The 26648-nt window shown below is 63.6% G+C and carries 24 protein-coding genes; 12 read left to right on the top strand and 12 right to left on the bottom strand.

What is annotated here, in order from left to right; genetic code table 11:
• Positions 1–15 precede the first annotated feature (15 nt).
• The 5 genes from DYZ14_RS10295 (at position 16) to DYZ14_RS10275 (ending at position 4765) form a co-directional block, all read left to right on the top strand.
• A complete protein-coding gene (locus tag DYZ14_RS10295) occupies positions 16–249 on the top strand; it encodes a BolA/IbaG family iron-sulfur metabolism protein (RefSeq protein ID WP_028735353.1) in 234 nt (77 codons plus the stop codon).
• 19 nt (positions 250–268) lie between these two features.
• Positions 269–496: a hypothetical protein gene (locus DYZ14_RS10290; protein WP_154720586.1), complete on the top strand. Its 228-nt coding sequence runs from the start codon at positions 269–271 to the stop codon at positions 494–496.
• A gap of 113 nt (positions 497–609) precedes the next feature.
• Positions 610–942: a Grx4 family monothiol glutaredoxin gene (grxD, locus tag DYZ14_RS10285; RefSeq protein WP_154720585.1), complete on the top strand. Its 333-nt coding sequence runs from the start codon at positions 610–612 to the stop codon at positions 940–942.
• Positions 943–1079: 137 nt separating this feature from the next.
• Entirely contained in the window at positions 1080–2285 is a 1206-nt protein-coding gene (locus DYZ14_RS10280; RefSeq protein WP_154720777.1) for a multidrug effflux MFS transporter, read from the top strand.
• A gap of 377 nt (positions 2286–2662) precedes the next feature.
• Positions 2663–4765, top strand: a complete 2103-nt coding sequence (locus DYZ14_RS10275; protein ID WP_195949899.1) for a methyl-accepting chemotaxis protein — start codon at positions 2663–2665, stop codon at positions 4763–4765.
• A 72-nt stretch (positions 4766–4837) separates the two neighbouring features.
• Here the strand turns inward: DYZ14_RS10275 and DYZ14_RS10270 are convergent, their stop codons facing one another.
• The 4 genes from DYZ14_RS10270 to rpsD all read right to left on the bottom strand — a co-directional run bounded on the left by DYZ14_RS10270 (position 4838) and on the right by rpsD (position 8267).
• On the bottom strand, positions 4838–5659 hold the full coding sequence (locus tag DYZ14_RS10270) for an inositol monophosphatase family protein (protein WP_154720583.1): 822 nt from the start codon (positions 5657–5659) through the stop codon (positions 4838–4840).
• Between the two features lie 2 nt (positions 5660–5661).
• Positions 5662–6546, bottom strand: a complete 885-nt coding sequence (ttcA, locus tag DYZ14_RS10265) for a tRNA 2-thiocytidine(32) synthetase TtcA (protein WP_154720582.1) — start codon at positions 6544–6546, stop codon at positions 5662–5664.
• Between the two features lie 63 nt (positions 6547–6609).
• Complete coding sequence (locus DYZ14_RS10260; protein WP_154720776.1) at positions 6610–7536, bottom strand: glutaminase; 927 nt, start codon at positions 7534–7536, stop codon at positions 6610–6612.
• A 113-nt stretch (positions 7537–7649) separates the two neighbouring features.
• Positions 7650–8267, bottom strand: coding sequence for a 30S ribosomal protein S4 (gene rpsD, locus DYZ14_RS10255; protein WP_115669309.1), 618 nt, complete (start codon positions 8265–8267; stop codon positions 7650–7652).
• Between the two features lie 335 nt (positions 8268–8602).
• Between rpsD and DYZ14_RS10250 the strand changes: the two genes are divergently transcribed.
• Together DYZ14_RS10250 and DYZ14_RS10245 are read left to right on the top strand one after the other, a co-directional pair.
• Positions 8603–9598 (top strand): TerC family protein, encoded by a 996-nt coding sequence (locus DYZ14_RS10250; RefSeq protein WP_154720581.1) that lies wholly within the window; start codon positions 8603–8605, stop codon positions 9596–9598.
• 142 nt (positions 9599–9740) lie between these two features.
• Positions 9741–10196, top strand: a complete 456-nt coding sequence (locus DYZ14_RS10245) for a DUF1810 domain-containing protein (RefSeq protein ID WP_154720580.1) — start codon at positions 9741–9743, stop codon at positions 10194–10196.
• Between the two features lie 8 nt (positions 10197–10204).
• Here DYZ14_RS10245 and DYZ14_RS10240 read toward each other — a convergent pair whose 3' ends face one another.
• From DYZ14_RS10240 to DYZ14_RS10220, 5 genes are all read right to left on the bottom strand, one after another.
• Positions 10205–11725, bottom strand: coding sequence for an ATP-binding protein (locus DYZ14_RS10240; protein ID WP_154720579.1), 1521 nt, complete (start codon positions 11723–11725; stop codon positions 10205–10207).
• Positions 11726–11866: 141 nt separating this feature from the next.
• Complete coding sequence (locus DYZ14_RS10235) at positions 11867–13141, bottom strand: hemolysin family protein (RefSeq protein ID WP_195949917.1); 1275 nt, start codon at positions 13139–13141, stop codon at positions 11867–11869.
• A gap of 118 nt (positions 13142–13259) precedes the next feature.
• The gene (murI, locus tag DYZ14_RS10230) at positions 13260–14084 is read right to left on the bottom strand and encodes a glutamate racemase (protein ID WP_154720577.1); all 825 of its coding nucleotides are present in this window, start codon (positions 14082–14084) and stop codon (positions 13260–13262) included.
• Positions 14065–14895 carry an RNA methyltransferase gene (locus DYZ14_RS10225; RefSeq protein WP_154720576.1) on the bottom strand — a complete coding sequence of 277 codons (831 nt, stop codon included), beginning with the start codon at positions 14893–14895 and terminating at the stop codon, positions 14065–14067. The genes murI and DYZ14_RS10225 overlap by 20 nt, the downstream gene beginning before the upstream one ends.
• Positions 14896–15091: 196 nt before the next feature.
• Positions 15092–15619 carry a hypothetical protein gene (locus DYZ14_RS10220; protein ID WP_154720575.1) on the bottom strand — a complete coding sequence of 176 codons (528 nt, stop codon included), beginning with the start codon at positions 15617–15619 and terminating at the stop codon, positions 15092–15094.
• Positions 15620–15847: 228 nt separating this feature from the next.
• Between DYZ14_RS10220 and DYZ14_RS10215 the strand changes: the two genes are divergently transcribed.
• The 3 genes from DYZ14_RS10215 to DYZ14_RS10205 all read left to right on the top strand — a co-directional run bounded on the left by DYZ14_RS10215 (position 15848) and on the right by DYZ14_RS10205 (position 19564).
• Positions 15848–17062: an NADP-dependent isocitrate dehydrogenase gene (locus tag DYZ14_RS10215; protein WP_154720574.1), complete on the top strand. Its 1215-nt coding sequence runs from the start codon at positions 15848–15850 to the stop codon at positions 17060–17062.
• A 140-nt stretch (positions 17063–17202) separates the two neighbouring features.
• Entirely contained in the window at positions 17203–17841 is a 639-nt protein-coding gene (locus DYZ14_RS10210) for a glutathione S-transferase family protein (protein ID WP_154720573.1), read from the top strand.
• A gap of 94 nt (positions 17842–17935) precedes the next feature.
• Positions 17936–19564, top strand: coding sequence for a SulP family inorganic anion transporter (locus DYZ14_RS10205; protein WP_154720572.1), 1629 nt, complete (start codon positions 17936–17938; stop codon positions 19562–19564).
• A gap of 266 nt (positions 19565–19830) precedes the next feature.
• Here DYZ14_RS10205 and alaS read toward each other — a convergent pair whose 3' ends face one another.
• Both alaS and recA read right to left on the bottom strand, forming a co-directional pair.
• The gene (gene alaS / locus DYZ14_RS10200; protein WP_154720571.1) at positions 19831–22491 is read right to left on the bottom strand and encodes an alanine--tRNA ligase; all 2661 of its coding nucleotides are present in this window, start codon (positions 22489–22491) and stop codon (positions 19831–19833) included.
• 160 nt (positions 22492–22651) lie between these two features.
• Entirely contained in the window at positions 22652–23734 is a 1083-nt protein-coding gene (gene recA / locus DYZ14_RS10195; protein WP_154720570.1) for a recombinase RecA, read from the bottom strand.
• Positions 23735–23931: 197 nt separating this feature from the next.
• Between recA and DYZ14_RS10190 the strand changes: the two genes are divergently transcribed.
• Both DYZ14_RS10190 and DYZ14_RS10185 read left to right on the top strand, forming a co-directional pair.
• Positions 23932–24948: a carbohydrate kinase family protein gene (locus DYZ14_RS10190; protein WP_195949897.1), complete on the top strand. Its 1017-nt coding sequence runs from the start codon at positions 23932–23934 to the stop codon at positions 24946–24948.
• On the top strand, positions 24948–25874 hold the full coding sequence (locus tag DYZ14_RS10185; protein ID WP_115669518.1) for a pseudouridine-5'-phosphate glycosidase: 927 nt from the start codon (positions 24948–24950) through the stop codon (positions 25872–25874). The genes DYZ14_RS10190 and DYZ14_RS10185 overlap by 1 nt, the downstream gene beginning before the upstream one ends.
• A 34-nt stretch (positions 25875–25908) precedes the next feature.
• On the opposite strand, the gene DYZ14_RS10180 is transcribed toward DYZ14_RS10185, so the two are convergent.
• The gene (locus tag DYZ14_RS10180) at positions 25909–26646 is read right to left on the bottom strand and encodes a helix-turn-helix transcriptional regulator (protein WP_154720569.1); all 738 of its coding nucleotides are present in this window, start codon (positions 26644–26646) and stop codon (positions 25909–25911) included.
• Positions 26647–26648 lie beyond the last annotated feature (2 nt).

Below are 26648 nucleotides of genomic sequence, written 5' to 3'. Positions count from 1 at the left end.
GCAGGAGAAGCAGACATGGCTATGAAACCCGGTGACATCGAAGACCTGATCAAGGCGGGTATTCCCGGCGCCAAGGTGGTCATCCGCGACCTCGCCGGCGACGGCGATCATTATGCGGCCGAAGTTGTGGCGGAGGCCTTTCGTGGCAAGTCGCGCGTGCAGCAGCACCAGATGGTCTATGACGCCCTGAAGGGCAATATGGGCGGCGTACTGCATGCGCTCGCCCTCCAGACCTCCATTCCGGACTGAAGCGCCAGGGAAACGGCAGATGGCTGATCTCGTCAAGGAAGTGATCGACAACGTCGTAAAGGGTGTTCTCAAGGAAATTTTGAAGAAGACCACGGGCCGCGGCACGACGCGCCGCCGCAAGCGGCAGGCGCGCTCGGCCACCACCGGACGTTTCGTCAGGAAGACGAGCCGCCCGCGCAAGCCGGCGAAGAAGCAGGTCAGTCGCCGGCGCACGGCGGCCAATCGCAGCCGCCAGCGGACGCGCTGAGCCGCGCAGGCCAGTCATGCGAATTTGCGCTCTGGCAAAGACGGCGACTGCTTGCTATTTAGAATGCAGAATTGAGACAGCGGCCCTTGAAACCGCATGTGAAAGGATATCCCATGAGCGCCCAGGAATTTATCGCCAATGAAGTGAAGAGCAACGACGTGGTGCTGTTCATGAAGGGAACGCCGCAGTTCCCGCAGTGTGGCTTCTCCGGCCAGGTCGTCCAGATCCTCGATTACGTGGGCGTCGACTACAAGGGCATCAACGTGCTCGCCGACGACGAGATCCGCCAGGGCATCAAGGACTTTTCCAACTGGCCGACCATTCCGCAGCTCTACATCAAGGGCGAGTTCGTCGGCGGTTGCGACATCATCCGCGAGATGTTCCAGGCCGGCGAATTGCAGAAGCATTTCGAGGACCAGGGCGTCGCCGTTCGCGGCGCTGCCTGACCCGTCATCCGCCTTTTAGCGGATTTCGTCATTCAATCAACTTTTTCAAGGCGTTGCCCCAAGCAACGCCTTATCTCTGTTTTGGATATTGAGCCATGTCTACATCGTTACAGCCGGCGCCCGCCAATTTGCGGGGCATGGGCCGGGTCGAATTCATCGCCATGATGGCCTTCCTGATGTCGCTCAACGCGCTCGCCATCGACATCATGCTGCCGGGGCTTCAGCAGATAGGCAGTGCACTCAATGTGGTCAACGAGAACCACCGCCAATATGTCGTCTCCGCCTACCTGATCGGCTTCGGCGTCGCACAGCTCTTTTATGGCCCGATCGCAGACCGCTTCGGCCGGCGTCGTCCCATGCTGTTCGGTCTTGCCATCTACATCGTTTCATCACTTGCCGTGGTCCTCGTCCCGTCCTTCGGCGCCCTGCTCCTGTTGCGCTTCATCCAGGGCATCGGCTCGGCCGCCACCCGCGTCATCACCGTCTCCATCGTCCGCGACGTCTATGGCGGGCGGCAGATGGCGGAGGTCATGTCGCTCATCATGATGGTCTTCATGGTCATCCCGGTGATCGCGCCGGGAACGGGCCAGGTCATCATGTTCATGGGCCACTGGCACTGGATCTTCGTCTTCATGGCGGTGTCGGCCATGGTCGTCGGCTTGTGGATGTATGCCCGCCTGCCGGAAACACTGACGGCCGATGACGTCCGGCCGTTCACCGCCGCGTCGATCTACCAGGGTTTTCGCATCGTGCTCACCAACCGGATCGCGCTCTGCTACACGATCGCCAGCACCTTCATCTTCGGCGCGCTATTTGGCTTCATCAACTCCGCCCAGCAGGTCTATGTCGGGATCTACGATCTCGGCGCATGGTTTGCCGCCGCCTTTGCCGGTGTGGCGCTGTTCATGGCGCTGTCGTCCTTCGTCAACGCTAGGCTGGTCGGCCGGATCGGCATGCGTCGCCTGTCGCATGCCTCGCTGATCGGCTTCATCGCCATCAACTTCGTCTGGCTGGTGGCACAGGTGCTCGGGCCGCAGCCCATGCCCTTCCTGCTGTTCATGGTGTTCTTCTCGCTCGCCATGTTCCAGTTCGGCTGGATCGGCTCGAACTTCAACTCGCTCGCCATGGAACCGCTCGGCCATGTCGCCGGCACGGCCTCGTCCGTTCTGGGCTTCATGGGAACCGTCGGCGGCTCGCTGATCGGGGCTGCGATCGGCCAGGCCTATGACGGCACGGCCCTGCCGATGGTCGCCGGATACTTCATCGTCTCGGTGATCGGCCTCGTCTTCGTCCTGATCGGCGAGCGTGGTGTGCTGTTCCGCCAGCAGAACCCCGCCGTCTGACGACCCGGCATTGGCCCCGTCCGGAAAGCGTTCCGGACGGGGCCGGCAGCGGCTCGCAAGGTCTTTCCCGGCCAAGCCGTCCTGTATTGCTACGCTCTTCCATTGCTACGCACTTGCGTTGATACGCGCTTCCTCATCTATATTTACAGTTATTCAAGACGACTCGTGCCATAAATCTAGCACGAGCTGCCGTGTCGCCATTTTTCCAGCGAATCATGCAGCGCTCGGGCATGACGCCCGCTTCCCTTAATCGCTGTCCGCACCAGGGGCAGGATCACTGTTCGCGTCGCCGAACATTGCATCTGCACGCTGCGCCTGGACCAGAACTGCATTCGTCGCCCGTTCGCGCTGGCCGTCCTTTTCCGGAGCCGTTTATGTTGAAACTCAAGATTAGCACCAAGTTCAATTCCCTCCTCTTCGGAGGCGCGCTCATTTCAGCGATCGCCGTCGCCGGGACGGTGGTGACGCTCAGCACCCGCTTTGTCTCGCAGGCGATGGAGGACAAGCTCGCAAGCGTCGAAATGCAGTTTCAATCCGAGCTGACCGCATCGCAGCGCGCGGCGACCATGCTGGCTCTGCTCACCGCCGAACAAAAGGGCGTCAAGCAAGCCATGGCAGCCGGCGACCGCGACGCCCTTGCCGGTGAATTCGCCGGCGCCTTCAAGGCCCTGAAGGGCACCTACGACGTTCGCCAGTTCCAGTTTCATCTGCCCCCGGCCATCGCCTTCCTGCGCGTCCACAAGCCGGAGCAGTTCGGCGACGACCTGTCGAGCTTCCGCACCACGGTCGTTCAGGTCAATTCCGAGAAGAAACTCCTGAGCGGCCTGGAAGGCGGCGAGGCCGGCATCGGCATTCGCGGTCTGGCACCGATCGCCCTTGACGGCAATCATCTCGGCTCCGTCGAGTTCGGCCTCAGCCTGCACAGCGGTTTCGTCGAAAAATTCACCCAGAGCACCGGTCACCCCGCCGCCATCTTCGCGGTCGGCACGAAGGGTCTGGAGCAGATCGGCTCCACCTTGCCGAACGGCATGGACGCGGCGAAGGTCTTCAAACTCGACGATCTGCTCGGCAAGCGCACGACCTTCGAGACCATGCCGGAAACCGAAGGCGCGCTTGCCGGCGTCGTCTTCCCGGTCCGCGACTTCTCCAACAACACGATCGGTCTCGCCGTGGTCGCGGTCGATCGGGCCCGTTACAATGAAATCGCCTCCACCGGCTTGTGGGCGGCGGCGGGCGTCTTTGCCCTCATGCTGCTGATTGCCGGTGCCATCGCCCTGATCAGCAAGCCGATGGTCTATCGCCCGCTGGCGCGGATGACCGACTATATGGGTCTCCTGGCCCGCGGCGACCTCAACACCGAGGTGCCCTATGCCGGTCGTGCCGACGAACTGGGCTCCATGGCGGATGCGGTTGACGTTTTCCGCAAGTCGGCCCTGCGCAATATCGAACTCGAGCACGAAGCCGACGACAACCGGTCGGCCAGCGAGCAGGAACGTGAGCGCACCGAAGCCGAAAAGGCCGAACAGGCACACCGGCTGCAAATCGCCGTGGACGCCCTGGCCCGCGGGCTGGACAGCCTGGCGAAGGGTGACCTTTCCTTCCGCATCGAGGTTCCGTTCTCCGGCGCGCTCGAGACCCTGCGGCAGGATTTCAACCGATCGATGGAAACACTCGCGGGAGCACTGGGCACGATTGCCGAAAGCTCCGACAACATCCGGCAGGGCACATCGGAAATCCGCGGCTCGACCGACGACCTGTCGCGCCGCACCGAGCAACAGGCAGCCTCGCTCGAGGAAACCGCCGCCGCCCTCGATCAGATCACCACGACGGTCAAGGCAGCCCACCGCCGCGCCGAAGAAATCAGCCGCATGGTCGGCGAGGCGACCGCTGTCGCGGGCCGGTCGGCAGTGATCGTCGAAGACACCGTCTCCGCCATGGGCGAGATCGAATCCTCGTCCAACCAGGTCGGCCAGATCATCGGCGTGATCAACGACATCGCCTTCCAGACCAACCTGCTGGCGCTCAACGCCGGCGTCGAAGCCGCCCGCGCCGGCGAAGCCGGCAAGGGATTTGCCGTCGTTGCTCAGGAAGTGCGCGAACTCGCCCAACGCTCGGCCGCCGCGGCGAAGGAAATCAGGACCCTGCTGGAACGCTCGGAAGCGCATGTCCAGTCCGGCGTGACACTCGTCACCCGCACCGGCGAAGCTCTGAAGCAGATCGGTGATCATGTCCTGACGATCAACGAGAATGTGCGTGCCATGGTCACGTCGTCGCAGGAACAGTCGGTCGGCTTGCAGGAGATCAACACCGCCGTCAACCAGATGGACCAGGTGACCCAGCAGAACGCCGCCATGGTCGAGGAAACGACGGCGGCCGTCCATTCGGTCTTCGGCGAAACCGAGACGCTGAACGATGCCTTGTCCCGCTTCCGGCTCGACGGCCCGTCCGGCTCGGGTCGGATCGCTTCAAGAGCGGCCTGACAATCGCGTTCGGAAAAGAAAAAACCCGCACGGCTCAGGCTGTGCGGGTTTTTTAACGTCGAGATTTCACTGTCAGAGCGTGAACACCTTGTCGCGCAACTCCTGCCAGCTTTCGGGGTCCGGCGCGAGCAGGAGGCCGCCTTCGAAATTGTGCGGCAGGTAGGGCGAACCGTCGAGTCGGGCAACATGGGCCCCGGCCTCCTGCGAGATCAGCGTACCGGCCAGGTGGTCCCAGGGCATCAGCTTCTTGTACATCAGGAAATGCAGATGGCCGGCGGCGAAGGTGCGGTATTCATGCGCCGAGCATCGGTAGCTGGTGAACAGCCTGACCTCGGCGAGATTGGCAAGGATCTGCCGCTTGGCCGCGGTGTCCATGTAGGTGAGTGCGGCGATGCCGACCATCTGGTCGAGCGGCACGGCGGGTGCGACCGCCACCTGCGCCTGGGAACCGTCTGCGCCGCACATCCAGGCGCCCGAGCCCTTTTCTGCAATCAGCCAGTCATTGCCCATCGGGTCATAGATAATGCCGGCGACCGTCTCGCCCTTGGCGACCACGCTCAGCATCACGCCGAACAGCGGCAGGCCGGCCGCATAGTTGAACGTCCCGTCGATCGGATCGACGATCACGGCAAGATCGGCATCGGCGATCCGGTCGAGCAAAGCCGGGTCTGAAGCGACCGCCTCCTCGCCGATGAACACGGCGTCCGGCATGGCCTCCGTCACGCGCTGGCGGATCAGTTCCTCCGCGGCCTCGTCGGCCTCGGTGACGAGGTCGATGGCCTCGGTTTTCATCCGCACGTCACCGTCGCCGAGCTTGCGGAAGCGTGGCAGGATCTCCATCGCCGCCGCTTCCTGGAGCGCATTGGCAAGCGCCGCGATGTCGAGTTCGGCCATGGTCAGACGTCCTTTGTCACAAGGGAGGAAAAGTCGAAGAGTTTTGGATCGAGCAGGTGCGAAGGATCGACATGGCCGAGCGCCCGCAGCATGGCGTCCTTGCGGCCCGGCATCTTCGCCTCGATGCCGGCCAGCATCTCCTTCATCGCATTGCGCTGCAGGCCGTCCTGCGAACCGCAGAGATCGCAAGGGATGATGGGGAACTCCATGGTGGCGGCAAAGCGAGCCAGATCGTCCTCGGCCGCATAGGCGAGCGGGCGCAGCAGCATCAGGTCACCTTCGTCATTCAAAAGCTTGGCCGGCATGGCCGAGAGCCGGCCGCCGTGGAAGAAGTTCATGAAGAAGGTTTCCAGAATATCCTCGCGGTGGTGGCCGAGCACCAGGGCGTCACAGCCCTCCTCCCGCGCCACCCGGTAGAGATTGCCACGGCGCAGGCGCGAGCAGAGCGAGCAGTAAGTCGCCCCCGTCGGCATCTTTTCCTTCACCACCGAATAGGTGTCGCGATATTCGATGCGGTGTTTCACGCCGATCGAGGCCAGATAGTCCGGCAGCACGTGCTTGGGGAAATTCGGCTGGCCCTGGTCGAGATTACAGGCGACGAGTTCGACCGGCAAAAGGCCGCGCCATTGCAGGTCGAGCAGGATGGCGAGCAGGCCATAGGAATCCTTGCCGCCCGAAAGGCCGACCAGCCACCGCTTCTGGCCCTTCATCATGTCGAAATCGGTGATTGCCTGGCGAACCTGGCGGATCAGCCGCTTGCGCAGCTTGTTGAAGCCGACCGAGCGCGGCGCGCGGGCGAAGACCGGATGCACGCCGGCCGCGTCGGCGGCGAATTCCTCGTCCTCGGCAGACAGGTCGACGGTCAGTTCGGCGGCTGGGACGGTCATGGCTTCAGGCTCCACGGGCGCATCGAGCGCGCGCCCTGCCAATGCCCGGTTGCCGCGGCAAGATCAAGTCCCGAATACCGACCAGCCGGTGCGCGCCGCCAGCATTTCGAGCGCGACGGAGCCTAGCGCCGAATTGCCGACCTTGTTCAGGCCCGGCGACCAGACGGCGATCGAGGCCTTGCCCGGCGCGATGGCGAGAATGCCGCCGCCGACGCCGCTCTTGCCCGGCAGGCCGACATGGAAGGCGAAGTCGCCCGATCCGTCATAGTGGCCGCAGGTCAGCATCAGCGCATTGATGCGCCGCGCCCGCTTCGGGGAGACGACCGAATAGCCGCTGATCGGATCATGGCCGTGGGCGGCGAGGAACAGCCCTGCGCGCGACAGCTGCCGGCAGGTCATGGCGATGGCGCACTGGTGGAAATAGACGCCGAGCACATGGTCGACCTCATGGTGCAGATTGCCGAAGGAGCGCATGAAATTGGCCAGCGCATGATTGCGGAAGCCTGTTTGGGTTTCCGACTTTGCGACCGCTCTGTCGATGCTGATGGTCTCGTCGTCGGCAAGATAGCGCACGAAGCGCAGCACTTCGCCGATCGCCTCCTTCGGCTTGTGACCGGCCAGCACCATGTCGCAGACGACGATCGCGCCGGCATTGATGAAGGGGTTGCGCGGAATGCCGTGCTCCTGCTCGAGCTGCACGATGGAATTGAAGGCGGAGCCGGAGGGCTCGCGGCCGACGCGTTTCCAGATTCCCTCGCCGGCCTTGCCGAGCGCCAGCGTCAGCATGAACACCTTGGAGACGCTCTGGATGGAAAACGGCGTCGTCGCATCGCCTGCGGTGAACACCTGTCCGTCCACCGTCGTCAGGGCGATGCCGAACTGGTTGGGATCGACCTTGGCAAGTTCGGGAATGTAATCGGCGACCTTGCCCTCGCCGCGCCGCTCGGCGAGCGATAATGCGATGTCGTCGATGACCGCCTGAAGATCCATCTGCATCCTTTCACAGCCAAGCGCCGTTCTTGCATAATCGCCGCAAAATATTGCAGCGCAAATAGAAAAAGCCGCCCCGAGAGGCGGCTTTCAACAATCCGGTCGCGCAGCGATCAGCGCGAGTAGAATTCGACGACCAGCTGCGGTTCCATGACGACAGCGTAGGGAACGTCGGACAGGCCCGGAACGCGGACGAAGGTGGCAACCATCTTGTTGTGGTCGACTTCGATGTAGTCCGGAACGTCACGCTCGGCGAGCTGAACCGATTCGAGAACGGTGACCAGCTGCTTCGACTTCTGGCGAACTTCGATCACGTCGCCGGCCTTGCAGCGGTACGAGCCGATGTTGACCTTGACGCCGTTGACGGTGACGTGGCCGTGGTTGACGAACTGACGGGCAGCAAAGACGGTCGGTACGAACTTGGCGCGGTAGACGATCGCGTCGAGACGCGATTCGAGCAGACCGATCAGGTTCTCCGAGGTGTCACCCTTGCGGCGGTTGGCTTCGTCGTAGGTGGCGCGGAACTGCTTCTCGCGCAGGTCGCCGTAGTAGCCCTTCAGCTTCTGCTTGGCGCGCAGCTGCACGCCGAAGTCGGAAAGCTTGCCCTTGCGACGCTGGCCGTGCTGGCCCGGGCCGTATTCGCGACGGTTGACCGGGGACTTCGGACGGCCCCAGATATTTTCGCCCATGCGGCGATCGATTTTGTACTTGGATGCAGCGCGCTTGCTCATCGCATTTCCTTTACAACAGGTTACACCGGTTTGTTACCAAACCGGATCAAGGAAACACGCCCTCCTCTGAACTTCGTTTTGGAAGCTCTGACAGGTTTCTCACAAAAAGCGTATGGAGAACACCACGGGACATGTCAAAGAAACACCGGGCTTTCCGGCCCGGCGTTGGGGGGTCATTAGCGGTGGATCACGCGAAAGTCAACGGCTTGCGCTTGAACTAATTCATCCAGAGACCATTTCGGGGAAACGCAGCACCGGGCCCCTCTGACGCGAGTGCCGGATTCCCGTGATGTCGGAGCTGCGATCCCCAACCGTTCCGGCAAAGGAAACCCTCGATGGATTTTCTTTGGTTTGATTTTCTGGGCACCCCCGCCTGGATGTGGCTCACCTTTATCGCAATTGTCATTACCCTGCTCGCTCTCGATCTCGGTCTCCTGCACAAGGAAAGCCGCGAGATCGGCATTCGCGAGAGTTTCATGCTCTCGGCCTTCTACATGTCCCTCGGCCTCGCCTTCGGCGGCTGGATCTGGTTCCAGAGCGGCCAGCAAGCAGGACTCGAATACCTGACCGGCTTCGTCGTCGAGAAGAGCCTGGCGATGGACAACATCTTCGTCATCGCCATGATCTTCGGCTATTTCTCCATTCCCCGCCAATACCAGCATCGTGTCCTGCTGTGGGGCATTCTCGGTGTGATCGTGCTGCGTGGCGTGATGATCGCCGCAGGTGCCTCGATCGTCGAGAACTACTACTGGGTGCTCTATTTCTTCGCCGCCTTCCTGGTCTTCACAGGCGTGAAGATGCTGTTGACCGCCGATCACGACTACGACGTCGCCGCCAATCCGGTGCTGAAATATCTGCGCCGGCACCTGCCCGTGACCGAGAGCTTGCGCGAGGAGCATTTTTTCGTCCGCGAGGCCGACAAGAGTGGCAAGCTTCGGACCTTCGTCACGCCCCTGTTCCTGGCGCTGGTCATGGTTGAATTGGCGGACGTGATCTTCGCCGTCGATTCGATCCCGGCGATCTTCGCCATCACCACCGATCCGTTCATCGTCTACACGTCGAACATTTTTGCCATCCTCGGCCTTCGTGCCCTCTACTTCGCCCTGTCGGCGCTGATCCATCGCTTCGCATACCTCAAATATGCGCTGGCGCTGGTGCTGATCTTCATCGGTTCGAAGATCTTCGTCGCCGATATGCTGGGGCTCGCCAAGATCCCGCCGGCCGTCTCGCTCGGCGTGACCCTCGCCATTCTGGCGAGTGGAATTGTCGGCTCTCTCTGGGCGACCCGCAAGGCCGAGAAGAGCGTCACCAAGCAAGTCGCGCAGGAATAAGGAGCACGGGGCGGCCTCCGGCCGCCCCACGCCCTCTACGTTATCAACCGACCAGTCCCGGCGATCCCGCGACACGGCATTCACGGCCGCCGTCCGGGCGGATATGGTGTCGATCACCACACACCCTGAGGATCGGATCGCCATGACCGAGACTGTCGCCAATGACGCCCGCAGGGGCGATCCGTATGCGCTCGAACGCTTCGTTGAAGCCCAGGCTCCCGTGTACGCAAACGTGCTTGCCGAGTTACGCCGCGGACATAAGGCCAGCCACTGGATGTGGTTCGTCTTTCCGCAGATTGCGGGCCTCGGCGGCAGTCCGATGGCGATCCGCTACGCCATTGCGTCGCTCGCCGAGGCCCGCGCCTATCTCGACCACCCGGTTCTTGGCACGCGGCTGAGAGAGTGTTGCGAGATCCTGCTCGGCATCGACGGCAGGAACGCCGAGGAGATCTTCGGCTACCCCGATGTGCTCAAGCTGCGCTCGTCCCTGACGCTGTTTGCCCGAGCCTCAAGGCAGGGCGACAGCGTGTTCGATACCCTGCTTGCAAAATACTACGACGGAAAGCCGGACCCGCAGACGCTGGCGCTGATCGATTAGCCCGGCCGCTATTCCGCCGCCGAGGGGACCTCGCAGTCGTCGGTGGCGTTTGGATCGCCGGGCGCGGTCTCCGCCTGCAGGTCCGGAAAGGCGACGATGCGCTTGCCGGCAAAGTCGGTATGGACGACGATCAGGTTGTGCTCTTCGAAATAGCCGAGCAGACGCCGGGCACGGCGGGCCGAATGGGTGCCGTAGGCCTTGGCGATTCGCTGGTCGGACGGGCAGGCCTCGCCCCGGATGGCCGCCCTCGCCATCAGCAGGAACACGCCTTGCAGGTCATCCGAGACCCGCTGCGACAGATCAAGCGCCATGGCCCAGCCTTCGCTCACCGCCGTCTCTTCGTCGACGCCGGATCGGGCGATCGCCACGCGGCGGCGAAACTCGCCCATGGCCATCGGCGGGCCTGAGACGCGCCGCATGCGGGCACGCACCAGAAACTCCTGATAGAGAACCGAATCGGTGCGATAGGCGGCCTGCGGGTCGGCAAGAATTTCGGCCAGCACCTGGGCGAGCCGCTCCTCGCGCTCCTCACCAGACATTTCCGGCGTCGATGGACGCCCCTCACCCGATCCTCCGACGCCACTTGCGGCCGGCGCGGCCTTCGACAGTTCGGCGAGGATGTCAGTGGTCGGACGCGGCGCCGGCGGCGCGCGCCGCACGATCGGCCGGGTAAACTCTTCCGGGTCGGGCGTGAAGATCAGGTCTTCCACGTCCTGCGGCGCATCCGGCAGCGGCATCAGCTTCGGGCTCGACGAGCGCGCCGAGGTTTCGACCGTTCCGATGACGATCGGCAGCGGCCGGCGCGACAGAGCCGGACCGAGGGCGACGAAATTGCCGCGCTTCAGGTCACGGAACATTTCCGCCTGGCGACGATCCATGCCTAGCAGATCGGCGGCGCGAGCCATGTCGATGTCGAGGAAGGTGCGGCCCATCAGGAAGTTCGAGGCTTCCGCCGCGACGTTCTTGGCGAGCTTGGCCAGCCGCTGCGTGGCGATGACGCCGGCAAGCCCGCGCTTTCGGCCACGGCACATCAGGTTGGTCATCGCGCCGAGCGACATCTTGCGGGCGTCTTCCGACACGTCGCCACCGACCGAGGGCGCGAACATCTGCGCTTCGTCGACCACCACCAGCACAGGGAACCAGTATTCGCGCTCGGCATCGAACATGCCATTGAGGAAGGCCGCTGCGGCACGCATCTGCTGCTCGATGTCGAGCCCTTCCAGCGTCAGCACGCAGGAGACACGGTGCTGGCGGATACGGTTGGCGATCCCGGCCAGTTCGGCTTCCGTGCGCTCGCCATCGACCACGAGATGGCCGAACCGGTCCGAAAGCGTGACGAAGTCGCCCTCAGGGTCGATGATGACCTGCTGAACCCATTGCGCCGACTGCTCGAGCAGGCGCCGAAGAAGATGCGATTTGCCGGAGCCGGAATTGCCCTGCACGAGAAGACGCGTGGCCAGAAGCTCCTCGATATCGAGCTTGGCCGGCTCCCCGCCCGACACCGTTCCCATATCGATCCCGACCTGCAATTGCGAACCTCTCTCGCGTGGAGAATGAAAAAAGACCGCCGTAGCGGACCAAAGGCTTTCCTAGCAAAGGCGCGGCGGTTTTTCGCGCCCCGAAATCGTTAACCCACAGGCGATTGGGTGTTCGCCAGGGGTGTAAGCCCCTCAGATCGAGGGCGCTTCCACCGGCGAGACCAGCAGCTTGTCGATGCGCCGTCCGTCAAGGTCGATCACCTCGAAGCGCCAGCCGTTTGCCTCGAAGCTCTCGCCGAGATCGGGAATGCGTTTCAGCTCGGCGATGACATAGCCAGCGACGGTCGTATAGTCCGGATCGGATTCCACCGGGATGCGGATGCGGTCGACGAACTCGTCGATCGGCGTCCAGCCGGCGACCAGGTAGGAACCGTCCTCACGGCGCACGACGGAGGGTTCGTCGTCCTCATCCTCCTGGAACACGCCGGTGATCGCCTCGAGAATGTCGCCGGAGGTGATGATCCCTTCGAAATGCCCGTATTCGTCATAGACGAGCACCATATGCAACGGCGTCCTGCGGATCGCCTGAATAATATCGACGGCGCTGGCCAGGTCGGAGACGATCGGCACCTCGCTCAGATGCTCGCGAATGTCGAAGTCGGTACCGAGCGCGATCGCGTCATAGATTCGCTTGGAGAACAGCACGCCGATGATCTCGTCGGAATCGCCCGACCGCACCGGCAGGCGCGAATGCGCGGCACTGCGCAGCTTGTCGCGGATTTCCTCGAGCGTATCGTCGACATCGAGAACCTCGACGTCGCGGCGCGGTGTCATCAGACCCCGCGCGGTACGGTCGGCCAGACGCATGACGCCGGAAATCATCGCCGATTCCTCGTTCTCGATGACGCCGGCGCTCTGTGCTTCCGCCAGCACGGACTTGATTTCCTCGTCGGTCATCGTCCCTGCGGAAGCGCCGCCCTGACCAAGAAGCGCAAGCAGCGTGCGTCCGGAATTGTCGAGCAACCAGACTAGGGGTGCCGCCACCTTCGATAGGAGCAGCATCGGCCCGCCAACCTTGGCCGCGACCGCCTCCGGATTGCGCAGGGCGATCTGCTTGGGTACGAGTTCACCGACGATCAGCGACAGATAGGTGATGATCACGACCACCGAGCCAACGCCGAGAGCGCTGGCCAGACTTTCGGACAGCCCCTGCTGTAGCAGCCATCCGGCCAGACGTGCGCCGAGCGTCGCCCCGGAAAAGGCACCCGACAGGACGCCGACCAGCGTGATGCCGATCTGTACCGTCGACAGGAAGCGGCCCGGCTCCTCGGCAAGCCGCAGGGCGATCGTTGCGCCACGATTGCCCTGCTCCGAGAGCACCTTGAGGCGCGCCGTGCGCGAGGAAACGACCGCCATCTCGGACATGGCCAGAACGCCATTGAGAAGGGTCAGCAAGGCAACAATCAGAATTTCCGTAAACAAAATAAGCTCGAGGCTCCTGTGAAAGACGGCCTGCCCGGCCGCAATGAGACCACTACCATGTTTGCCGGTGGTTCTCCAATATACCGACGGCGCTTTCGAGGCACTACATGGCTTTGACCGATGCGTCTGCGATGTCGAGACCAAAACCCTGCATCAGACGACGGGTGGAAAAATCGGGTTTACCGGAGGTGAAGACGGCAAAGTCGAAACCTTGCGGGTGTTCCGCCCCCTCGACCAACGGCACCAAGCGGCGGGCCTGGCGAGCGATCGCCTCGGCCGGGTCGAGCCAGTCGACCGGCCAGGGTGCAAGGCGCCGAAACACATTGGCGAGGAAGGGATAATGGGTGCAGGCCAGCACGACGATGTCGGTCCGCGCGCCGTCCTTCTCGACGAAACAGGGGGAAATCTCGGCCAGCACCGCCTCGTCCGACACCGGCTCGCCGCGGATATAGGCCTCGGCCATCCTTGCCAGGTTTTCCGACCCCACCAGCCGAACATGGCACTTGGCGGCAAACGACTGGATGAGGTCGCGGGTATAGGCGCGCTTGACCGTGCCGGGGGTGGCGAGCACCGAGACGAGCCCCGACCGCGTGCGCTCGGCCGCCGGCTTGATCGCCGGCACCGTGCCGATGAAACGCATGTCGGGAAAGGCGTGGCGCAGATCGGTGCCCGCCAGGGTGAAGGCGGTATTGCAGGCAACGATCACCGCTTCCGGGTCATAGGTCGCGAGCAGTTCGGCGAACAGATCGAGGATGCGTTTGCGAAGCGGCGCTTCCTCCCAGCCGCCATAGGGAAAGCCGGCATCGTCGGCGACATAGATGAAACCGCGCTCCGGCATCAGCACGCGCGCCTCGCGCAGCACGGTCAGCCCGCCGATGCCGCTGTCGAACACCAGCACCGGCTTCGGCTCATGCCCCGTTTGTGTCATCGTCCACCCCGTCCAGGTCCTGCCAAGGTCCCGCCTTGCCGCGCGGGCTCTTGCGGCTGTATCGGTCGAATGTGGCGAAAACGCCGCGCATGATGCTGATCTCCTGCTCCGAATAGGAGCGGCGCGTCAGCACGGCGCGCAGATTGTCGATCATCTTAGGCTTCTTCGCGGCCGGCCTGAAATAGCCTCGCGCATCAAGCGCCTCCTCGACGGATTCGATCATGCCGAACAATTGCTCCTTGGTGGCCGGCTTCTGCTCGAGCGGCTGGAAGGAGGTCTCCGTCAGATCCTCGAGGCCGCCCTTCATCCATTCATAGGACATCAGCAGCACGGCCTGGGCGATGTTGAGCGAGGCAAAGGCCGGATTGACCGGGAAGGTGACGATCTCGTCGGCAAGCGCCACTTCCTCGTTGGTGAGCCCCCACCGCTCACGCCCGAACATAATGCCGGTCGCCTCGCCCGCCTTGAACTTCGCCCGCAGTGTCGCAGCCGCCACCACCGGCGAGCGCACGGGCTTGAAGCCGTAGCGCTCGCGCGCGGTCGTGGCATAGACGAAGTTGAGATCGGCCAGAGCCTCCTCCAGCGTATCGAAGACGCGGGTTGCGTCGATCACATGGTCGGCCTTGGAGGCGGCGGCCCGGGCCTTCTCGCTCGGCCAGCCGTCGCGCGGATTGACGAGCCGCAGTTCCGACAGGCCGAAATTGGCCATTGCACGCGCCACCATGCCGATATTCTCTCCGAGTTGCGGCTCGACAAGAATGATCGCCGGCCCCTCGGCCAGAAGTTCGCGTTCGCTATTGGTGCCTGACATGACCGCCTCGAGTGGAATTTCGCGGCTTAACTGGCACAAAGCGCCGGAAAAATCAAAACCCCGCACCGACTTGCGAGCCCATCCGCCCTTTTTCTCGCCCGGACATCGGCCCCAGGCGACGATCCTTGCGATTGTTCACCGGTCCCTTGACGTGCTCGACGCGGCGATGCGTCGGGCTCGAGGATGGCACGACTGCCTATCTATCGGCCGCGATGGTTTTCAATTCGTCCTTGATCGACGCCCCGGAATTGCCGTTCACCACCGGATAGATGTCATCGATCACCGGGCGCCCGCCCTCCTCTTCGACGTGGAAGATCAAGACGGTGTCCTCCTGGTATTCAGGTCCATCACCGAAGCATTTGCGGTTGTTGAACAGCGCCGTCACCTGTCCGTCTCCATCGTCCTCGATGCGGATGTTCTCGAACGGGCAGCCATCCTGGCCACCGGCAATTGGATCGTAGTCGAATGGCGAACCCGTTGTTCCCCCTTCGGGCGGATCATAGGCCGGATGCCGGGACGCTTCGCGATAGGTGTTGGCGAAGTCGGCGCTGAACAGCCGGGCGAGGCGGGGTTCGCCAAACACGTCCTCGCTCGTCGCCCCGTCGGCCACCCAGTTGCCGGCCGCCACGTCGATCACCTCCCGCACCGGCGCGGTCGGATCGGCTGCCTGGCAGACACCGGCGGCAAGGAGAAGAAGGACATGGGCGGCAGCCAGAGATTTCATCGCGGGACTTCCAGAAAAAGAGTGGAATGCTGCTGGCAATCTAACCAAGGCGACACCGGCCACAAGTGCCGGCGGGAGGCTGAAATGCGGCCAAAGTTGGTGTCATTTCATCAACGAAAAGCCCATACCACGCGGCTCGGCGCTTTGCGTTCCCGATCCGGAATGCTATAGGCGCTGCCAGACAGAAAACAGGGACCCTCGTCCCTCCCCCTAGCTGCGAGGATATTCATGGAAAAGATCAAGGTTGCCAACCCCGTCGTCGATCTCGACGGCGACGAGATGACCCGCATCATCTGGCAGTTCATCAAGGAAAAGCTGATCCTGCCCTATCTTGATCTGCAGATCGAATATTACGACCTCTCGGTCGAGAACCGCGACGCCACCAATGACCAGGTGACGATCGACTCGGCCAACGCCATCAAGAAGCACGGCGTCGGCATCAAGTGCGCGACGATCACGCCGGACGAAGCCCGCGTCAAGGAATTCAACCTCAAGGAAATGTGGAAGAGCCCGAACGGCACGATCCGCAACATCCTCGGCGGCGTCATCTTCCGCGAGCCGATCATCTGCAAGAACGTTCCGCGCCTCGTTCCCGGCTGGACCAAGCCGATCGTTGTCGGCCGTCACGCCTTCGGCGACCAGTACAAGGCGACCGACTTCAAGTTCCCCGGCAAGGGCACGCTGACCATCAAGTTCGTCGGCGAAGACGGCGAAGTGATCGAGAAGGAAGTCTACAAGGCTCCGGGCGCCGGCGTTGCCATGGCCATGTACAACCTCGACGAGTCGATCCGCGATTTCGCCCGTGCCTCGATGATGTATGGCCTGATGCGCAAGTGGCCGGTCTACCTGTCGACCAAGAACACCATCCTCAAGGCCTATGACGGCCGCTTCAAGGACATTTTCGAGGAAGTCTACCAGAACGAGTTCAAGGCTCAGTTCGACGAAGCCGGCATCATCTACGAACACCGCCTGATCGACGACATGGTCGCATCGGCGCTGAAGTGGTCCGGCGGCTATGTCTGGGCGTGCAAGAACTACGACGGCGACGTGCAGTCCGATACGGTCGCTCAAGGCTTTGGCTCGCTCGGGCTGATGACCTCGGTCCTGCTCACCCCGGATGGCAAGACGGTCGAAGCCGAAGCCGCGCACGGCACGGTGACCCGCCACTACCGCCAGCACCAGAAGGGCCAGGAAACCTCGACCAACTCGATCGCCTCGATCTTCGCCTGGACCCGTGGCCTCGCCCACCGCGCCAAGCTCGACGACAATGCCGAGCTCGCCCGCTTCGCCACGACGCTGGAAAAGGTCTGCATCGACACCGTCGAGAGCGGCTTCATGACCAAGGACCTCGCGCTGCTGATCGGTCCCGACCAGCCCTGGCTGTCGACCACCGCCTTCCTCGACAAGGTCGACGAAAACCTGCAGAAGGCCATGGCGGCTTAAGCCATCCGGCAGCACGCCTTTGAGAATGACGGAAACCCGGCCTCGCGCCGGGTTTTCCTTTTTGTTTTGTGCCATCTTGTGAAGCCGGTCGAAGACTGTTAATAAATGGAACATAACAGGAACGAACGAGGGAGGAAGCCTTGGCCGATCTGACGCTCTACACAAATCCCATGTCGCGCGGGCGAATCGCCCGCTGGATGGTGGAGGAGACCGGTCAGCCGTATGAAGCGGTGATCGTTCCCTTCGGCCCGGCGATGAAGTCGCCCGACTACCGGGCGGTAAACCCCATGGGCAAGGTGCCGGCGGTGCGCCACCGCGAGATCGTCGTCACCGAATGCGCGGCAATCTGCGCCTATCTGGCCGACACCTTCCCAGAGGCAAAGCTTGCGCCACCCAACACCCAGCGCGGCAACTATTACCGCTGGCTGTTTTTCGCCGCCGGCCCGCTGGAGGCGGCCGTCAGCAATCGCAGCCTCGGCTTCGAAGTTCCCGACGAACGACGGCGCATGATCGGCTATGGCAGTTTCGAGGATGTCATGGACACGCTCGAGATCGCCGTTTCGACCAATCCTTTCGTCGCCGGCCACGCCTTTACCGCCGCCGACGTCTATGTCGGCTCCCATGTGGGCTGGGGCCTGCAATTCGGCTCGATCGAGAAACGACCCGCCTTCGAGGCTTACCTGGCCCGCGTGACCGACCGACCCGCCTTCCGCCGTGCAAAGGAGAAGGATGACGCCGCGATGCGGGAAATGGAAACTGCCGGCCAGTCGTTGCCCTGAAAATGGACGTCTGTCCGGCAGGGCCTCTAGCGATGGGCCAGCCAAGTCTGCTTAGATGATTGCGCTGGCGGACCTGTGCCATCGGGGGGATTGCATGACCGACGCTTTCATACCGAAGTCCATAGCCGTTTTCCGTGAAGGCTACGGCCTGGAGAGACTTCGGGCAGACGCCCTTGCCGGTTTGACCGTGGCGGTCGTCGCCCTGCCGCTGTCGATGGCCATCGCCATCGCCTCCGGCGTCACGCCGGACCGCGGGCTTTACACGGCCATCGTCGGGGGCTTTTTGGTGTCGCTGCTGGGCGGCAGCCGGCATCAGATCGGCGGACCGGCCGGGGCCTTCATCGTGCTTGTGGCCACAACGGTCGCAACGCATGGAATCGATGGCCTGATGCTGGCGACGATGATGTCAGGGGCGTTTCTCATTCTGGCAGGCACGCTCAGGCTCGGCGACTATGTCAAGTTCATACCCTATCCCGTGACCGTGGGCTTCACCGCCGGGATCGCCGTCATCATCTTTGCCAGCCAGATCAGCGAATTGCTCGGCCTGACGCTGCCGGCCAAGGAACCGGGTCCGCTCATTGACAAACTGCCGGCGCTTGCCGCCGCGATGCCCAGCTTCGACCCGGGCGCGGCCTCCATCGCCGCACTCACCGTCGGCACGATCCTCGCTCTGCGGCGTCTGCGCCCGACCTGGCCCGGCATGCTGATCGCCGTCTGCCTCGCCTCCGCCGTGACCGCGTTCCTCCACCTCGACATCGCCACCATCGGCAGCCGCTTCGGCGGCATTCCCCGCAGCCTCCCTTTGCCGCAGCTTCCCGCCCTGTCGCTCGACCTCGCCCGGGCGGTGCTGCCCGATGCCATCGCCTTCGCCCTCCTCGGCGCCATCGAATCGCTGCTTTCGGCCGTCGTCGCCGATGGCATGACCGGCCGACGCCATCGCTCGAATGTCGAACTGATCGGACAGGGCATCGCCAATATCGGCTCCGGCCTGTTCGGTGGCTTCTGCGTGACCGGCACGATCGCCCGCACCGCGACCAATGTCCGCGCCGGCGGGACGAGCCCGGTCGCCGGCATGTTGCACGCGCTTTTCCTGCTGCTGTTCATGGTGATCGCCGCGCCGCTCGCCAGCTATATTCCACTGGCCGCACTTGCCGGCGTCCTGGCGATCGTCGCATGGAACATGATCGAGCGACCGGCCTTCGCCGCCCTCATCCGCACCTCGCGCGGCGACGCCGTGGTACTGCTCGTCACCATGCTGCTCGTCGTCTTCCGCGACCTGACGGAAGGGATCATCGTCGGCTTCACCCTCGGTGCACTGCTCTTCATCGACCGCATGGGAAAGAGCGTCACCGTCGCGCCCCAGGACGAACTCAAGGAACGGCCGCTCGACAATATCGATGGGAATACCGTCGTCTATCGCCTGGGCGGCGCTTTCTTCTTCGGCGCGGCGGCAACGGTCGGATCGGTTCTCGACCGGATCGCCGACCAATACCACCATTTCGTCCTCGACTGCTCGGGCCTGCATTTCATCGATTCGACCGCCGCCAATGTCATCGCCGGCACGGTGCGCAAGGCCCGACGCGCCGGCGTCAGCGTCTACATCACCGGCGCCGAACCGGATGTGCGCCGCATGCTGGAAACCCACGAGGTTCACGGCGCCAATGTCGTCTACCTGCCCTCGGTCGGCGAAGCGCGCGCCCTGATTGCCGAAAAGTCTGGGTGATCGGGATTTACCACCGTCCTGCGCAATGCGCCGGATCGACAGAGGGGGACGCTGCGCACGGATCGGACCGGGATCCGCCACATGCCGTAAAGTGCGCCCCTCGCGAACGGTCGCGCAGCGCGGCGAAAACCCTGCGGAAGGTCCATGGGCACAAAAAAGGGCGCGGTCTCAAGCCACGCCCTCTTAAACTTCAGAGGATCGAACAGAACCTTCGCCCGACAACCCGCCGCCGCAAAACTGCGGCGAGCGAACCAGGCTGCCGGCGATCAGCCGGCGAGCGCCGCTGCGACGGCCTCGATCGCCGCGTCCGCCTGGGTACCGTCCGGGCCGCCGGCCTGTGCCATGTCCGGACGACCACCGCCGCCCTTGCCGCCGAGAGCGGCCGAAGCGACGCGCACCAGTTCGACAGCGCTCACCCTGGCCACAAGATCGGCGGTCACCGCAACGACGGCGCTTGCCTTGCCGTCTTCCGACACCCCGACCAGCGCCACGACGCCCGATCCGAGCGTCGTCTTGCCGTCGTCGGCCAGGCCCTTCAGGTCCTTGGGGTCGACACCATTCAGCACCTTGCCGATGAAACGGATACCGTTGACCTCGCGAACAGCCTCGTCCGCCCCGGCCTGACCGCCGCCCATGGCGAGTTTGCGCTTGGCGTCGGCCAGCTCGCGCTCGAGCTTGCGACGCTCGTCGATCAGCGCCTCGACACGCGAAACGACATCGCCGGGCTGCACCTTGAGGGTCGAGGCGAGTTGCTTCACCCGCTCGTCCTGATCGGCGAGATAGGCCCGTGCGGCTTCCCCGGTCAGGGCCTCGATTCGACGCACGCCGGCGCCGACGGCGCTTTCGCCGAGAATGCGCACCAGGCCGATATCGCCGGTGGCACCGACATGGGTGCCGCCGCACAATTCGACGGAATAGGCTTTGCCGGCCTTGGGACCGTCAAGCGCCGTGCCCATCGACACGACCCGGACCTCGTCGCCGTATTTCTCGCCGAAAAGGGCCATCGCACCTTCAGCGATTGCGTCGTCGACGCTCATCAGACGCGTCGTCACCGGTGAATTCTGCACGACGATGGCATTGGCCATATCCTCGACGACCTTGAGCTCCTCCGCCGACATCGGTTTCGGATGCGAGACGTCGAAGCGAAGGCGTTCCGGCGCGACCAGCGAACCCTTCTGGGCCACATGGGTACCAAGCACCTCGCGCAGCGCCTCGTGGATCAGGTGCGTGGCCGAATGGTTGGAACGCAGCCGCGAGCGGCGGGCGTGATCCACGGTGAGCACGACCGCGTCGCCGACCTTCAGCGTACCCTCGGAAACGGTAGAGACATGGACGAACAGGCCCTCACCCTTCTTCTGGGTATCGCTGACCGTTACGCGCGCGGCATCGCTGGCGATGATCCCGGCATCCCCCATCTGGCCACCCGATTCAGCGTAGAACGGGGTCTGGTTGACGACGATCTGCACGTTCTCGCCGGCCGAGGCGCTCTCGACCGCCACGCCGTCACGCACGATGGCCTGGACCTGGCCCTCGGCGGTCTCGGAGGAGTAGCCGAAGAACTCGGTCGCCCCGTGCTTTTCCTTGAGCTCGAACCAGATGGTCTCCGTCGCCTTGTCGCCCGATCCCGCCCAGTGCGCACGCGCCTCGGCCTTCTGCCGCTGCATGGCATCGTTGAAACCGGTAATGTCGACGCCGATGCCGCGGGCGCGCAGCGCATCCTGCGTCAGGTCGAGCGGGAAGCCATAGGTGTCGTAGAGCTTGAACACCGTCTCGCCGTCGAGCGTGTCGCCCTTGCCAAGATCGGTCGTCGCATCCGACAGCAGCGACAGGCCGCGCTCGAGCGTCTTGCGGAACCGGGTTTCCTCGAGCTTCAGCGTCTCGGCGATCAGTGCCTCGGCGCGCACCAGTTCGGGATAGGCCCGACCCATCTGCTGGACGAGCACGGGAAGCAGCTTGTAGATGACCGGTTCGCGGGCGCCGAGCAGTTCCGCATGGCGCATGGCGCGCCGCATGATACGGCGCAACACATAGCCGCGGCCTTCGTTGGACGGCAGCACGCCGTCGGCAATCAGGAAGGCCGACGAGCGCAGATGGTCGGCGATCACCCGGTGGCTGGCGCGGCGATCGCCCTGGGCCGGAACGCCGGTCAGGTCGACGGATGCCTCGATCAGCGCCCGGAACAGGTCGATGTCGTAATTGTCGTGGCGTCCCTGCAGTACGGCGGCGACGCGCTCGAGACCCATGCCGGTGTCGATCGACGGACGCGGCAGGCTGACGCGTTCTTCCTTCGTCACCTGCTCATATTGCATGAAGACGAGGTTCCATATCTCGATGAAACGGTCGCCATCCTCCTCCGGCGAGCCGGGCGGACCGCCCCAGATGTGGTCGCCGTGGTCGTAGAAGATTTCCGAGCACGGACCGCAGGGACCGGTGTCACCCATGGCCCAGAAATTATCGCTGGTCGGAATGCGGATGATGCGGTCGTCGGTCAGCCCGGCGATCTTCTTCCACAGGTCGAAGGCCTCGTCGTCGGTGTGGTAGACGGTAACCAGCAGGCGCTTGCGGTCGAGGCCGAACTCCTTGGTGATCAGCTTCCACGCGAGCTCGATCGCCTGTTCCTTGAAATAGTCGCCGAACGAGAAATTGCCGAGCATTTCGAAGAAGGTGTGATGGCGGGCGGTATAGCCGACATTGTCGAGATCGTTGTGCTTGCCACCGGCCCGTACGCATTTCTGCGCCGTTGCCGCCGTCGAATAGGGACGATGCTCGAGCCCGGTAAAGACGTTCTTGAACTGCACCATCCCAGCATTGGTGAACATCAGCGTCGGGTCGTTACGCGGAACCAGCGGGCTCGATGAGACGATCTCGTGGCCGTTCGCCTTGTAGAAATCGAGAAAAGTCGACCGGATGTCGTTCACGCCGCTCATGTCACGCCCTTCATTCAGGCCGTAAACCGGCCTATCCGCGAAAATCAATGGCTTTTATCGTTCGCCACTCCCCCTGTCCAGCCGCCGAACGTAAAACCGGCCACACCTCTTTCGAGATGTGGCCGTCCGATAGGTCGAAAGGCAAATGCGCGATGCGGAACTATTCGTCGCCGCCCGCATCCTCGCTGTCGGGACCGCCATTCTGCAGGAAGCGTTCGGCGATCAACCCGGCATTCTGCCGCAGCGCCATCTCGATTTCCTGGGCCAGCGCCGGATTGTCGCGCAGGAAAAGCTTGGCGTTTTCGCGGCCCTGACCGAGGCGCTGACTGTTATAGGAGAACCAGGCACCCGACTTCTCGACAATGCCGGCCTTCACCCCGAGATCGACCAGCTCCCCGGTCTTCGACACGCCCTCGCCATACATGATGTCGAATTCCACCTGCTTGAAGGGCGGCGCCATCTTGTTCTTCACCACCTTCACGCGGGTCTGGTTGCCCACGACCTCTTCGCGATCCTTGACCGCGCCGATGCGGCGGATGTCGAGGCGGACCGAAGCGTAGAACTTGAGCGCATTGCCGCCGGTCGTGGTTTCCGGCGAGCCGAACATCACGCCGATCTTCATGCGGATCTGGTTGATGAAGATCACCATAGTCTTCGACTTGGAGATCGAGGCGGTGAGCTTGCGCAGCGCCTGGCTCATCAGGCGGGCCTGCAGGCCGGGCAGACTGTCGCCCATCTCGCCTTCGATTTCGGCGCGCGGGGTCAGCGCCGCAACCGAATCGACGACCAGAACGTCGACCGCACCCGAACGGACCAGCGTATCGGTGATTTCGAGCGCCTGCTCACCCGTATCCGGCTGCGAGATCAGAAGGTTCTGCAGATCGACCCCGAGCTTGCGGGCATAGACCGGATCAAGCGCATGCTCCGCATCGACGAAGGCGCAGATGCCGCCCTTCTTCTGCGCTTCGGCGATCGTCTGCAGCGCAAGGGTCGTCTTGCCCGAACTTTCCGGGCCGTAGATTTCGATGATACGGCCCTTGGGCAGTCCGCCAATGCCGAGCGCGATGTCGAGGCTGAGCGAGCCGGTCGAAACCGTCTCGACTTCGACCACGCTCTCGTTTGCGCCGAGCTTCATGATCGAGCCCTTGCCGAACGATCGTTCGATCTGCGCGAGCGCCGCTTCCAATGCCTTGCTTTTGTCCACCGATTTGTCCTCTACGAGCCGCAAAGAATTTTGTGCCATCTGGTCCACCTTTAGGTTATTGAAGCCGCATAGGCAATGAAGCAGCCGATGGCGAATATGTACATGTTTTGTTCTCATTTGGCAAGACCCGGTCAAGCAATTGGATCAACTGGCTTTCCAGGCCTGCGTTCCACTTTTGTCCCGGACGCGATCCCACGCGGCGCGAGCCCTCCGGCCGACGACCGGGCGACGGGTTCATGGGCCGGCGATTCGCGCTTTCAAGACGCCTCGGCAGGTCCGCTTTGACCGCGCCGGTGCTGGTCATCGGGGGCGCCCATATCGACCGCCGCGGCCGGATCGGCGGTCAGACCCGCCTGGGCGCGAGCAATCCCGGCACCTGGTTCGAAGAGCCCGGCGGCGGGGCCTTCAATGCCGCCTGCAATCTGGCGCGGCTCGGCCATCCGGTCCGCCTCATAGCGCCGCGCGGCGGCGATGCGAACGGCCAGCGCGTGGCGACGGCCGCCGAGCAGGCGGGGATCGAGGATTGCCCGGTCGTCTTCCTCGATCGCGCCACACCGAGCTATACCGCCATTCTGGAAAACGACGGCAATCTGATCGTGGCGCTGGCCGACATGGCGCTCTATGATCTGTTCACCCCGCGCCGGTTGCGCAGCCGCTCGTTGCGCGACAGCCTGGCCGCGACGCAGAATGTGCTGTGCGACGCAAACCTGCCAGGGGACACGATCTCCGCCCTGGCGACCAGCGCCGCCCGGCTCGGCAAGCCGATCGCCGTCATCGCCATTTCTCCGGCCAAGGCGATCCGCCTGAAGGCCTGCCTGCCGCTTCTCGACCACGTCTTCATGAACGCCGCCGAGGCCGAAGTTCTGGCCGGGGCGCGGGCCGTTGATCCCGCAGACTGGCCGGACCTATTGCGGCGAGCGGGTCTGCGCGCCGGCACGGTCACCATGGGCGCCGGCGCGACCGTCGCATTTGACGAGAATGACATCGCCCTGCTCGCCCCGCCGCGGCTCGAGGCCATATCCGACGTCACCGGCGCCGGCGACGCCTTCGCCGCCGGTTTCCTGTCCGCCAGGATCTCCGGGGAGACGATCGGCGAGGCGCTGCGCCACGGCACCGCCTGCGCGGCGATCACCCTGCGGTCTCCCCATGCCACGGCAGAGAACCTTACCAGAGAACTCCTAAAGTCGGGGCTGGCCCTCGTGCCGGCAGCCGCTATCCTGCCACGAAACCCGCTCAATTCCGGACACGAATGATGACAAGCTCCATTTCTCCCCTTCTGCCGATCGTCTACGCGGACGAGGTCGTCGCCGCGAAAGCGCGCGGAGCACCGATCGTCGCGCTCGAATCGACCATCATCACCCATGGCATGCCCTTTCCGGGAAACCTGGACATGGCCCGCAGCGTCGAGCACATCGTGCGACAGAACGGCGCCGTGCCGGCCACCATTGCGGTGATCGAAGGCGTCCTGCACATCGGCCTCGAACCGGCCCAGATCGCTGCCTTGGCTGAGATGCGCGACGTGATGAAGCTGTCGCGCGCCGACATCGCCTTTGCGCTTGCCGAGCGCCGCACCGGGGCGACAACGGTGGCGGCCACCATGATCGCCGCGGCCCGCGCCGGCATTTCGGTCTTTGCCACAGGCGGCATCGGCGGTGTTCATCGCGGCGCGGAGGAGAGCTTCGATATTTCCGCCGATCTCGAGGAATTGGCGCGTACGGCCGTCATCGTCGTCTCCGCCGGCCCAAAGGCCATACTCGACATTCCGAAGACGCTCGAAGTGCTGGAGACCCGCGGTGTCCCGGTGGTCAGCTTCGACAGCGAGGAATTCCCCGCCTTCTGGTCGCGCTCGTCGGGACTGAAGAGCCCGCTGACCCTGCCGAGCCCGGCGGCGATCGCCAACTTCCAGCGGATGCGTGAACAACTGGGCATCGCCGGGGGCATGCTGATCGCCAATCCCGTGCCGCTCGAAGCCGAGATCCCCCGCGAAGAGATGGAGATCTACATCGGCCGGGCGCTCGCCAGCGCCGAACGCGAGGAAATCACCGGCAAGGAGGTCACGCCCTTCCTGCTCGACACGATATTCCACATGACCGGCGGACGCAGCCTGAAGACCAATATTGCCCTGGTCGAGAACAATGCGCGCCTTGCCGCCGAGATTGCGGTTGCGATGAATGCCTGAGAATTTCTGAACCGACCCGCCAGGAGGTCGGGTGTCAGTCGAGATAGCCCAGCCGTGCCGCCTCGGTCAGCGCATGCTCGAGGCGGTCGGTGCCGAGCTTGCGACACAGCGAGCCCACCAGATAGTTGACGGTGCGCGTCGAAAGCGAAAGCCTGCGCGCGATCGCCGCCGTATCGTGACCGGCGGCCGTCATCAGCAGACATTCGATTTCCAGGCCGGATATGCCGGTCTGCTGTCCGGCGCGCCGTTTTTCCAGCGTCGCAAGCCGGTCGAGCAAATGGATCGACAGAAAGCTGAACTCGTCCAGGTCCGCCTGCGTCAGGGCCTCGCGTTCGCCATAGACACCGAAGATATGCTTGCGCCCGTCGAGCGTCGGCAGGGCCGCATAGGCGCCCTGGCTCATGCCGTGTTCTTCAAGCAGCGCCATCAGTTGCCCCACCTGTGCCGACCCTTGCGCCTTCACGCTCAGATCGCTGACATGCCACTGATAGGCCAGCCGGTCGGATGTGGCGAAGATGCGCACCGGCGCGGCCGGAAGCCCGCCGATGGTATCGAATCCGTCGATGAAGGCGGGGGGAACATTGGTCAGGAGAAGGTGATCCCGAAGCGAGCCGGTCGGGGCGGAGCGCGCGGCGAAAAGCTTGAAATAGTCGAAACGAAAACGGCGCAGCAAAAGGTGGATCACGGCGCCGATCTCGCTCAGGCTCTCCACCGCCTGAATTCGCACCAGCAGTTCCCTGCCACCGCCGTCTGCCACCCCTTCACCGTCCATCG

The sequence above is a fragment of the Ciceribacter sp. T2.26MG-112.2 genome, from assembly GCF_900492205.1.
Classification (GTDB): domain Bacteria; phylum Pseudomonadota; class Alphaproteobacteria; order Rhizobiales; family Rhizobiaceae; genus Allorhizobium; species Allorhizobium naphthalenivorans_A.
Note: the sequence above shows the minus strand (reverse complement) of the source record. Positions and strands in the feature narration are given on the sequence as shown.